The organism is Paraburkholderia sp. BR10141, from assembly GCF_056155635.1.
This window is the reverse complement of sequence record NZ_JBMIQH010000033.1, coordinates 77,538-87,336: the sequence shown is the minus strand read 5'-3', so window position 1 is coordinate 87,336 and position 9,799 is coordinate 77,538. Positions and strand designations below refer to the sequence as shown.

General features: G+C 56.5%; 9 protein-coding genes and 2 pseudogenes. 1 reads left to right on the top strand and 10 read right to left on the bottom strand.

Annotated features, from left to right (window positions below):
- Window positions 1–325: 325 nt before the first annotated feature.
- Window positions 326–463, bottom strand: a pseudogene (locus ACOJB8_RS32820) (IS110 family transposase); the annotation flags it as partial.
- Window positions 464–598 (bottom strand): annotated as a pseudogene (locus ACOJB8_RS32815) (IS110 family transposase); the annotation flags it as partial.
- 812 nt (window positions 599–1,410) lie between these two features.
- On the opposite strand from ACOJB8_RS32815, the gene ACOJB8_RS32810 reads away from it, so the two are divergent.
- Window positions 1,411–1,581 (top strand): hypothetical protein, encoded by a 171-nt coding sequence (locus ACOJB8_RS32810; RefSeq protein WP_475016267.1) that lies wholly within the window; start codon window positions 1,411–1,413, stop codon window positions 1,579–1,581.
- Window positions 1,582–1,907: 326 nt separating this feature from the next.
- On the opposite strand, the gene ACOJB8_RS32805 is transcribed toward ACOJB8_RS32810, so the two are convergent.
- From ACOJB8_RS32805 to ACOJB8_RS32770, 8 genes are all read right to left on the bottom strand, one after another.
- Window positions 1,908–2,474: a nitrogen fixation protein NifQ gene (locus ACOJB8_RS32805; RefSeq protein WP_475016265.1), complete on the bottom strand. Its 567-nt coding sequence runs from the start codon at window positions 2,472–2,474 to the stop codon at window positions 1,908–1,910.
- Between the two features lie 16 nt (window positions 2,475–2,490).
- Window positions 2,491–2,799, bottom strand: a complete 309-nt coding sequence (gene fdxB / locus ACOJB8_RS32800) for a ferredoxin III, nif-specific (protein WP_083245591.1) — start codon at window positions 2,797–2,799, stop codon at window positions 2,491–2,493.
- Between the two features lie 15 nt (window positions 2,800–2,814).
- The gene (locus ACOJB8_RS32795; protein ID WP_069268349.1) at window positions 2,815–3,015 is read right to left on the bottom strand and encodes a CCE_0567 family metalloprotein; all 201 of its coding nucleotides are present in this window, start codon (window positions 3,013–3,015) and stop codon (window positions 2,815–2,817) included.
- A 73-nt stretch (window positions 3,016–3,088) separates the two neighbouring features.
- The gene (nifX, locus tag ACOJB8_RS32790) at window positions 3,089–3,505 is read right to left on the bottom strand and encodes a nitrogen fixation protein NifX (protein WP_342950211.1); all 417 of its coding nucleotides are present in this window, start codon (window positions 3,503–3,505) and stop codon (window positions 3,089–3,091) included.
- Window positions 3,506–3,560: 55 nt separating this feature from the next.
- A complete protein-coding gene (nifN, locus tag ACOJB8_RS32785; RefSeq protein WP_069268339.1) occupies window positions 3,561–4,916 on the bottom strand; it encodes a nitrogenase iron-molybdenum cofactor biosynthesis protein NifN in 1,356 nt (451 codons plus the stop codon).
- 22 nt (window positions 4,917–4,938) lie between these two features.
- The gene (gene nifE, locus ACOJB8_RS32780) at window positions 4,939–6,432 is read right to left on the bottom strand and encodes a nitrogenase iron-molybdenum cofactor biosynthesis protein NifE (protein ID WP_342950210.1); all 1,494 of its coding nucleotides are present in this window, start codon (window positions 6,430–6,432) and stop codon (window positions 4,939–4,941) included.
- Window positions 6,433–6,657: 225 nt separating this feature from the next.
- Complete coding sequence (gene nifA, locus ACOJB8_RS32775) at window positions 6,658–8,304, bottom strand: nif-specific transcriptional activator NifA (protein ID WP_475016263.1); 1,647 nt, start codon at window positions 8,302–8,304, stop codon at window positions 6,658–6,660.
- 437 nt (window positions 8,305–8,741) lie between these two features.
- On the bottom strand, window positions 8,742–9,674 hold the full coding sequence (locus ACOJB8_RS32770; RefSeq protein WP_342950208.1) for a LysR family transcriptional regulator: 933 nt from the start codon (window positions 9,672–9,674) through the stop codon (window positions 8,742–8,744).
- Between the last annotated feature and the right edge of the window lie 125 nt (window positions 9,675–9,799).

Genomic DNA, 9,799 nt, shown 5'->3' with positions numbered 1-9,799 from the left:
TAAAGCATTGCTCGCGCAACCGCTGCGCTCGCATTCGTAGCACACTATGGACGCCGCCCTTTTGCGAAGGGCTTTGAGTGTTCTGACGTAACAGGAACGGCTGCAGCTTTATATCTGGCCTTTGCAGCTAGTGTTTCACTGCGGGCCCCTATGGATTCCGCTGACTCGCGCCTCATTTTCGTCGCGGGCTTTTAGCCCGAAAGGACATTCAGGTTTGGCGAGTCTCGGTCCGACCTGCTTTGCCATCACTCTCAAGTGCCAGCGCAACCTTTTGACGTCCCATCCTCCGACTACAGAGCTGATTTCATGTGCGTTCGAAAATCGCTCAAACTGGCCTGGCGCTCACATATCCACTCCGATAGGAACAACCATGTGCGAGGATGGCCCAAATGGTACGGGCCATCTTGTTCGCCAGTGCGACGATCACGACGTTCAGTGGCCGGCGCTTCTTCATCTGCTCGATTGCGCGGTTTGCGAAGCACGCGAGAAACTTCGCCCGTTTGATCGGCTTGTTGACGATTTCGCCGGTCTCTTCGTCCACGTGGAGTACCTGAAAGACTTTTTTTGCGATATCGACACCAACTGGCATAGGCTTCATGATCGCCTCTCCGGTTTGCGTACGAAAGTCTACATGATGCTCAAACCTAGTCGTCATCGCGACGTCGGTCCGTGCGGGCCCAACCCCGTTGTCTCTGCTCATCACAGCCACCTCCAACTATCGGCACGGTGGGCGGCGTCCATACCATTTTCGTCGTCGATACAATGAAACGGTTAACAGCATTCATCGAGGGTTAGCAGCCCTTCTTTCTTTTTGTTAAGGCTTCTAAGTGGCTTAGCGAAAGACAGCGGTTATTCGCTTCAACTTAATACTAATTTTGTCAAAAATGTATCCTATTTTGCACAGAACGGATTTCATTCGGCTAGTCAATATGTTGACGTCAGCATAATCGTCGGAACTTGTTCGCCGGCTCTATTCGTGCGGGCCGGCGTGGTGCCGCCGTCATGAGCCTGATCCGATCGGCATAGCTCAAAGGTCATGACCCGTATCAGGACGGCCGTGGTTGGCGGGCTCCACACCCACGCCAGCGAGGCGCAAGAATGGCGTTGCCATTCGCGCGATGCCCAAATGCAATAGTTTTTCCAACGCCACAAGATGCCCATCGATGGGTAAAGCGCTCAACCGCGCCCGCCCCCCCAACTCAACGTACCGCGATGGCGTGGAGTTTTGCGATGCTGAACGGTAGGCGCTCAATTAAATGGCAACGGGTTTCGCGGCAATTCGGTGACCATGTACACGAGGTAGGCGTGTCGGTGAACGTTGCGGGCTCAGCATGCGAGCACGACTCTGCCCACGGACCAGCTACCTGCGCTTAATCTAGATACGATCGCCGCGCGCTCCTGCCTATCCCGGTGAAGATCGAACTGCTGAGCCAGTACGGCCAGCGCGCCTTTGCATCGAACGGCGGCCAACGCCAATCTTTCCCTAAGCCGTTGATGAATGCGCAAGCCATTTTTGTCAGCACTGGTTTCCCGTCAGCATTGGTGAAGCTCAATAATCAGTCCATTCGCTCCGCCGCGTGAACTCCTCCCCCCCGCCGGACCACCATTGGAGGGTAAAACTCTCTAAAGGGTTTTCCGCATCCTGCCACGTGCATTCCTTATCCGAAGCAGCAGCCAACACCGCCGCCCCGGCCAGCGCAGCGACCATCAGAGCACCACACAGCACCCTCTTTAGCTTCTTCATAACTGCCCCCGTCGGTCAACGTTAATATCCCTAATGGTCTTCGTTTCATATCACTCGCCGTACTGCCCACCAAATCACATACATTACGCGATTCTTCCTGCAACCGACAGGGAAACGAATCAAATATACCTACGTCAATCGGAGTCGCCACTGATCCGCACATTCATTCCGGCCCAAAGCAACTGGAATATTCCGCACATTCCCCGCAGCTTGAGGCCCGGCAGACGTTCAACGCCTCGGTCCCGCAAAGTTCCTTGTAGAGAAACTTCTTCCACCTCATGCCGTGAACGTTCTTTTCAGCAAGCGCCGGAAACCAGTACTCGAGAAGCGCCGACAATTCGCCGCGCGAAGAAAGGCGCAGCTCCTGCCACAGATGTTTTTTGCCTGCGCAAGCGTAGACCAGCGCGTGAGAAATGCAATTGATCTCGGTCGTTGTGCCTGCCCCCGGATTGGCGTGTGTCTTTAACAACATTACAAGATCGATGTCGTCATAAGACGGTCCTAGCTGTGAATCTGCAGCCGACGCGCCGAAGTAAAGACCCAGAGAACTCTCGGCACCAGGGAACCAGCGAGCAAGCATCCAGTGTGTCTCCGCTGCATCCAGTCCGGGGATAGGCAATCTTTCCGTACCGCCTTTGTCGAGCGCCGCTGCGAGCACACCGGCGACCGCAAGCACCGTCAAGTCGCCCGGGTTTTCCGCATGGCGCATTAACACCGCGTAGTAATCCATAGAAATTCTCGCTTGCTCACACTTGAGCCGCAGCATGTGTGTAGCACCCTTTCGGGCATATCTTCGCACATGCCGTGCAGCCAACGCAGAGACCTCGATGCGCAATTGTCATGACCTTCTTTTCATGCTCGTCCTCCTCTTCATCGTCATCATCCAGTGGAACATGATCGCCAGCTTCATCGATGCCTAACAGTTGAAGTACGCCGCGAGAACAAACCCGGAAGCATCGCCCGCAACCGATGCACTTTTGTTCGTCGAGTGAATCAACAAAGTGAGGTATCCAAGCCTCTCCGCTTGGGAGTATCACACTAAAAGGATGGCTCATTTGAAGGTCCGGAGTTTAATCGGAAGCCGAAACTGCAGTCTGACGTGCCTGCATCAACGCCGCATGCGCGTCGTGACAGCGTTGCGCGACTACCATTATCTGCTCCCAACCCGTTGGTAGATCTTCCGACAGATCATGCAGATCCATCTTGGCCTGCGTGGCCAACGCGTTGAGTTTTTTCAGGCGCGTCTTAAGTTCCCGCGAGTCGTTACACATCATGTCCTCCTTATCGGACGACGCATTACAGGCGTCACTGGCAACAAGAACCGTCATACTACGGAGATCGGCTTTAGCCAGGGGGCAACTCGTCATCCCCCGCAAAATCGTACGGTGTGCCACGTTCCCTGGTGAGCTTCTTGCGCAACCACGGAGGCGGCGTGCCTTTCAGAACCCTGCTCAGCTTGATTAGAATCTCTTCGATTGGCAATGGCTGCGGCACCTTCACTGGATGGACCTTAAGCGCTACTACGCGCGCAGCCGCCGTACCGCCTATGGCCGCGACATACAAGATCGCGCAGTCGCGGATCACTTCGAGCTTCGGCGCAAGTTTCTCATCATCACCGTCCTGCATCAGCTTGTCGCCGAAATCAAAAATCTGTAAAAGTGAATGCCCTTCCGTCGTCACGTCGTAGACCGCAATGCCTTTCGCCCAGCCAAAATGAGCGTCGACGTGCACTTTGTCCTGTGTCGCAAAGGCGATCTTCATGCGCTGGTCTCCTCATCAAGTTCAAGTTACGGCATGTAACACCCTTCTCTTAAACCTAACCCTGAACCGAAACATCAAGGCCGCCCGATGATTGCGGCAGTTTCCAGTCGCCGGGATGAGGTTGCGAGATCCTCTCGAACATAAGATTGGCAATCTCGAAAATAAGATTCATTGTGCCGCGATAACCTATCTGGCAACGATGGGCGTTGCCGACGCGGTCAAACACCGGAAAGCCCGCGCGCATCAGCGGCTTTCCGAGGCGACCGGCCATCTGCCTGCCGTGCGAATGCGTGATCAGCAGGTCGCAGTTACTCGCGCCTCGTTCCATGTCCTCCAAGTCCCCCAATATGACTTCGCTTGCCGGCAACAGCGCATGCGATGCCGAAGCAGTGGTACTGATGCAAACAGATAGTTCCGCACCCATTTCACGGAGCAGCGAACCGATCGAAAGCAGCATGTCCGGCTCCGCACCAATCGCCACTTTTAGACCACCCGTATAAAAATGGCTGTCGAGCATCGCATCCAGTAGTTGGCTGCGCTGCCGGCGATACCGGGCCGGGACTGCACGCCCCGAAAGTTGTGCAAGACGTTGCAAGAACCGGTCGTTCGGCTCCAGCCCCGTTAGCCGTTCGAGGATCTCGAACGGCACGCCGGCAATTGCTTCGAGCGTCTCGGCGGCGTCGCGCGTTTGCTCACCCACGCCAATTGTGAATGACGACGCCCCCGCCGCACGGATCTGATCAATCGTCGTTCCGCCCAGCGTCGTCCCACGCCACGCAGAATCAAGGTGGCCGTCGAGGGAGCCGGAAACATCTGGAAGCACAATCGGCTCCAGCCCGAATGCGCAAATAATCTCCCGAAGCTCGTCGATGTCACCAGGCGATAGATGACTGCCCGGCACCAGATTGATCTGCTGAGGTATCGTCGGCAACGGCTTCACCAGTGTCTCGACGATCGCGGTCACCGCACGCCTGTAGCCGTCCTCAAAGGCACCAATATAGTCCGGTGTCGATACGAGGATGAGTTCAGTATCGTCCAGTTCGCGCTTGCGTTTTCGCACCATCGCAAGGTGCCCCTCCACATCTTCGCCGTTCGTCTCAGTCAGGCCAGTCGTGCAGAGCACAATGATCTTAGGCGCCGCGCGCTTGCGAATGTTCAGCAGCGCTGTCTCTACGTTCTCGTATCCGCCGAGAATCGTGGTGACCTCGCTCATCGCCGTTGTTTGCAGCGGAATGGCTTCTTTGAAATGGCGCACCAGTAGTACGAGCGCGAACGACGTACAGCCCTGCGAGCCGTGCATTACCGGCATGCATGCATCAAGCCCCATGGCTGCATACGTCGCGCCGAGCGGTTGACTCATTCTTAGGGGATTAACGGTACAGGCTTTTTCTGACTCGACGACTATCGCCATGATATGTGCCCCACTCCGAAACTCAACTCGATACCGCCGCGCGGAGGTTCCAATCGTATGCCTCACCGTCTGCGCCCCGCGGAATCGGATTGATGTGCGTGGAAGACTTAAGAATCCCCTCGCGATGCACTACCTCTTCGTCGTCCCACGGCGCAGGAATACGCACCTGCTGCCAGACTGGGTTCTGGATTGCGCGGTCGATCTCCTGCACCAATTTAACAATGCCCTCGTAGCCAGCGTACGGATGGTGTCGCTCCTGATTCACGTCGAGCCACGGCATGCGCGCCTTAAGCGCGACAAACTGCGAGCGCCCGCCAGACAGCATGATGTCCGCCTTCGCATCCCGGAGCATGTTGTACATCTCGCGCGCCGTCAAATTGTCGACCATGCGCGTGTCATTGCCCATGATCTCCTTGATTCTTTCCTTATCCCCATCCGTACTTTTCTTCACACTAGTGCCGACGATCTCGAGCCCGGCCTCCTGCAGCGCCGCGACCACTGACCATGACTTCACGCCGCCGGTGATGAGCAGCACACGTTTGCCATCGAGCCGCTGCCTGTACGGGGCAACGCGCCCCCATACGCGCGCCTCTTCTGCCTTGACAAGGTGCTCGGTGCGCACGATAAGATCGTCCGGCGCACCCTGCTCCACCAGTAGCCTCGCGACCGCGCGCAGCGCGTCGCTCGTGTCGCCAATTCCGTAGAATGAACCCTCGAGGTATGGAATACCGTAGCGCTTCTGCATTTTTGTCGCAACGTTGAGCATGGACTTGGAGCACACCACCAGGTTGACCTTCGCGCGGTGTGCGCTCGCGATCTCGCTGTAGCGGCCGTCTCCCGAGATGCAGGACAGGAGCCGGATGCCGAGCGCATCGAACAACGGCTTTATCTGCCACAACTCGCCCGAGAGGTTATATTCACCGATAAGATTAATATCGAATGGTGTCTTGTACGCCGGCTCGCGCGTGCCGATGACGTAATCGAGGATCGTCTCCCCTGCGAGCTTGTTGCCGAAGTTTTTGGATCCTGCGAAGCCGGGCGCATTCACCGGTATGATGGGCTTACCGAACTTTGCCGACGCGTGCCTGCATACGGCGTCTATATCATCGCCGATCAATGCGGTCACGCACGTCTGATAGACGAACACGGCAGGCGGATCGTACTTTTCGAAAATTTCACGCAGACTCCTGAAAAGCCGCCTCTCACCGCCGTAAATTACATCGAGTTCATTGATATCGGTTGTGAACGCGGTGCGGTAGAGAGTCGGCCCAGACGATGCCGAATGGCGGTTGTCCCAAGAGTTTCCTTCACATGCAATAGGCCCGTGCACCAAGTGTGCAACGTCGACCACGGGCTGCAATGCGATCCGCGCGCCGTCGAATGCGCATCCGCCAGCGGCCGCCCCCGGCGAAACCTGCTTCGAACAGCCTTGCTTGCGCTCCTTTTCGCTCTTCGCGAGGTTCTTTGCGCAACCCGGTTCGTTGAAGATCTCGACAGCGCTCGTCTTTAGCCACATCGTAGAGTCCTGACAATAGAAGTCCACGACTACAGGCAAATTGCGTACCACCATCGTAGCCCAAGCTAACAGTCATAGTGACGCTATGCCGAAGCCGGATTTGTCGTCCTTGTTACCTGCGTTGAAGGAGTTGAACCAATCACTACAATGTTGCGACACGCGAGAGCCTGCCGGTAGCCTTCTCGCCCAGTCTCTCCAAATGCATCCGCGCAACCGCCGCTGCCTTCAGAAGCGGCGCAGCTTGATCCCGTGCTTACGCAGTGCGTAGCCGATCTGCCGCGGCGTGATATGTAGGAGTCGTGCGGCCTTCGCTTGCACCCATCCACAGCGCTCCATTGCCCACACAAGCTGTTCCCGCTCGCTGCCCGGCACGTCGCTACCGCTTGGCGTCTCGAAGCTACGCCCATTCCAATCACCGGCACTTACGCTCGCCAGGGCATTCGGCACTTCACTGTTTGTAGCGTCCAACGTGCGGGCAGCACGCACAGCGTCTTCTCGTTCGATGTAATGCAGCTCTTTGGTGAGGCACCGGCCTCTCTCACACAGAAAGGAAAATCGATCTATCGTGTCGTGATCTGCCATGGTCGCGGTACGCTCAACGCAATTTTCCAGCTCGCGCACATTGCCAGGCCAGTAGCAGCTGGAAAGAACCCGAAACGCTTGTTCATTGAAATGCAAAGATCGACGATTGTCGCGGTTAAAGCGATCCAAAAAGTGCTGCGCCATTGCCGGAATGTCCTCACGGCGTTCGCGCAACGGCGGCAAAAGGATACTAACGACGTTGATGCGGTAGTAGAGATCCGCACGAAATTCCCCCGCCTTCACCATTTGTTCGAGGTTGCGGTTCGTGGCAACGATCAGCCTCACGTCGACTCTTACCGGGGTGGTGCCACCCACCCGCTCGAACTCTCGTTCCTGCAAAACTCGCAACAATTTGGCTTGGAACGAAGGCGAGATGTCGCCGATCTCGTCGAGGAAAAGTGTCCCACCGTGCGCCAGTTCAAAACGCCCTTTGCGTTGATATTGCGCACCGGTAAACGCTCCCTTCTCATGGCCGAACAATTCGCTTTCTAGCAGCGTTTCAGTGAGCGCCGCACAGTTCACCGATATGAACGGCCGGCCCTTGCGGGGAGATAACCCATAAATCGCGCGCGCGATCAGCTCCTTTCCAGTTCCGCTCTCGCCGCGCAAAAGCACCGTCGTCCGCGCTGGCGCTACTTGATGAACTTGCGAAAAGACGCGTTGCATGGCGGCAGATTCTCCGAGCACATTGTCGATACGAGACGAAGTCTGGTCTGCGTTGACCGCTCGTCTCATCTCCTGTCGCGCGGTTTGGTGCATCTGTCCCGACGCACGATCAAGCAGAAGTGCCTGGCCCATCGGCGCCGCGACGACCTTCATGAGTTGGAGGTCGCTCGCAAAGGCGCGCTGTCCGTCCGTGTTCTCGCAGAACGCAACAAGTACGCCGAGCGGCCGCCCTTCATACCTGATCGGCGCCCCGAGCAGTGCCACATGCTCACCTTCCAATCCGTCGAACATATCGATGCTGTCCACGAAGAGTGGTTCATCACGCAGTCTCGCCACCACCACGGCCGAGTCGTTTGTGTGTATTCGCCCCAATACCCCGTCATTGGGCAGGAAACGCAGACGTTCACGCCAGCCCGCTGACAACCCCGTGCCACACAGGCCGCCCAGATGGCCGTCTGGCTCAGTGACCGCAATAAACGCGGAGCGCCATCCACACGCATATGAGAGGTAATGCAAAGATCTCTCCAACGTCCTTTCGGTATCTCGTGACGAGGTCAACGTCTTTACTACTTTGTAGACCACATCAAAATTGAGATGACTCTCATTGACATCGAGCTGCGACATAGATCTGAACTCCGGAAATTGCACGTTAGCGCCGCGGGACCCGGGCCCCAACACAATGAATGGCGGCGCTACATTTGCGCAAGCCACGGTGAATTCTTATCGCAACGGGCACGAAAGCCGACAAAACAGACAGCGACGCGACAATCGGAGTCGCGGTGTCAGAAATACGACAAAAAACACGAGGTATCTTTGTGCGCAGATGGGATACTACCGAAAGAAAGCGTTGGTTTTACGACAAATTTAGATTTGTGCGGCAGTCTATGTTTAAATGCATGAGTCGCACTTGATTTGTGGGGAAATAGCATGACTGCGCGTGAATTAGAGAATGCGCTTCACGTAGCGTTGATGCTGGATTCAAAAGACAGGACGTTATCGTCTGCACCTCCATTTGGCGCGCCGAAGTTCGGCCCTTCGACGCGTTTTACCTCAGAGGCTCATTAGTTTGAAGCACGCAGTGGCAAGCCTGATGACGCTCCGTCGTGTACACCGTCTCCAAGAGTACTCAATTGCAGCGAACGGAAGAGAAAACGCTGAAGTGCGTTGGCCGCAGACGAGCGGTCTTCTAATCGCCCAGGACTAAAGAGACCGAATTCCGCCACCGGCGGCAGCGGCAACCCTACTGCGCTGGGATCGATCGCACGCATCGTATCGCGGCGCACCTGCCAATCCAGAAGTAGCGCAACGCCGAGCCCAGCTTCAACGGCTGACTGAACCGCAGAGAGGCTCGTGCTTTTACAGGCCACGCGCCAAGCGATACCTGCTTCAAGCAACGTGGCAAAATAGCTCTCCTGCCACCTGCATGAACCGCCGAATGCAACAATCGACAGCGGACCGTCTCCGAGATCATCATTGCGCGTGCGCGCAGCCGCCCAGCGAAGGGGATGTCGCCAGGTGACGAGCGGTTCCGCGGGGATCTGGGCTGGATCACCAATCGCGAAATCGAGTGTGTTGCTCATGAGCCGCTGCGATAAGGCCGGACTCGCATCAACGACGATCTCCAGGGCTACATCAGGAAACAATGTCGAAAATTGCCGCAGTGCATGGCGGAGGTGACTCATCGCGATGTCCTCGGGAAGTCCAATTTTCACGGTACCCGCAACTTCACCCGAAGTAAGAGCGGAACGCGCCGCAAGGCCAATTTCGAGCAGCTTGTGTGCATACGGCAACAGAACATTGCCCGCAGAGGTCGGCTTCACGCCGCGCGGTGAACGCTCAAGGAGGCGCTGGCCGACTTCGTCTTCGAGCCGCCGGAGGGCCATGCTGACGGCCGCCTGTGTACGATGCAGCTCCATGGCAGCATTGCTCACACTGCCGGCTTCCACTACCGTCACGAACGTACGCAGTAGTGTGCTGTCGAGATCGCGAATCATCAATTTCCCTCATGCAAACATAAACATTATCAGCTTATACCACGCATACCGCTGCAGTTAGTATCCTTCCGTCGCCCAAGTCGAGAGCATGGGTGAGCAAAAAACGAATGAGAATGGAGCCTAGA

Coding starts and splice junctions, on each gene's coding strand:
- ACOJB8_RS32805 (WP_475016265.1), bottom strand. CDS start 2,474: ATGGATTACTACGCGGTGTTAATGCGCCATGCGGAAAACCCGGGCGAC.
- fdxB (WP_083245591.1), bottom strand. CDS start 2,799: ATGAGCCATCCTTTTAGTGTGATACTCCCAAGCGGAGAGGCTTGGATA.
- ACOJB8_RS32795 (WP_069268349.1), bottom strand. CDS start 3,015: ATGTGTAACGACTCGCGGGAACTTAAGACGCGCCTGAAAAAACTCAAC.
- nifX (WP_342950211.1), bottom strand. CDS start 3,505: ATGAAGATCGCCTTTGCGACACAGGACAAAGTGCACGTCGACGCTCAT.
- nifN (WP_069268339.1), bottom strand. CDS start 4,916: ATGGCGATAGTCGTCGAGTCAGAAAAAGCCTGTACCGTTAATCCCCTA.
- nifE (WP_342950210.1), bottom strand. CDS start 6,432: ATGTGGCTAAAGACGAGCGCTGTCGAGATCTTCAACGAACCGGGTTGC.
- nifA (WP_475016263.1), bottom strand. CDS start 8,304: ATGTCGCAGCTCGATGTCAATGAGAGTCATCTCAATTTTGATGTGGTC.
- ACOJB8_RS32770 (WP_342950208.1), bottom strand. CDS start 9,674: ATGATTCGCGATCTCGACAGCACACTACTGCGTACGTTCGTGACGGTA.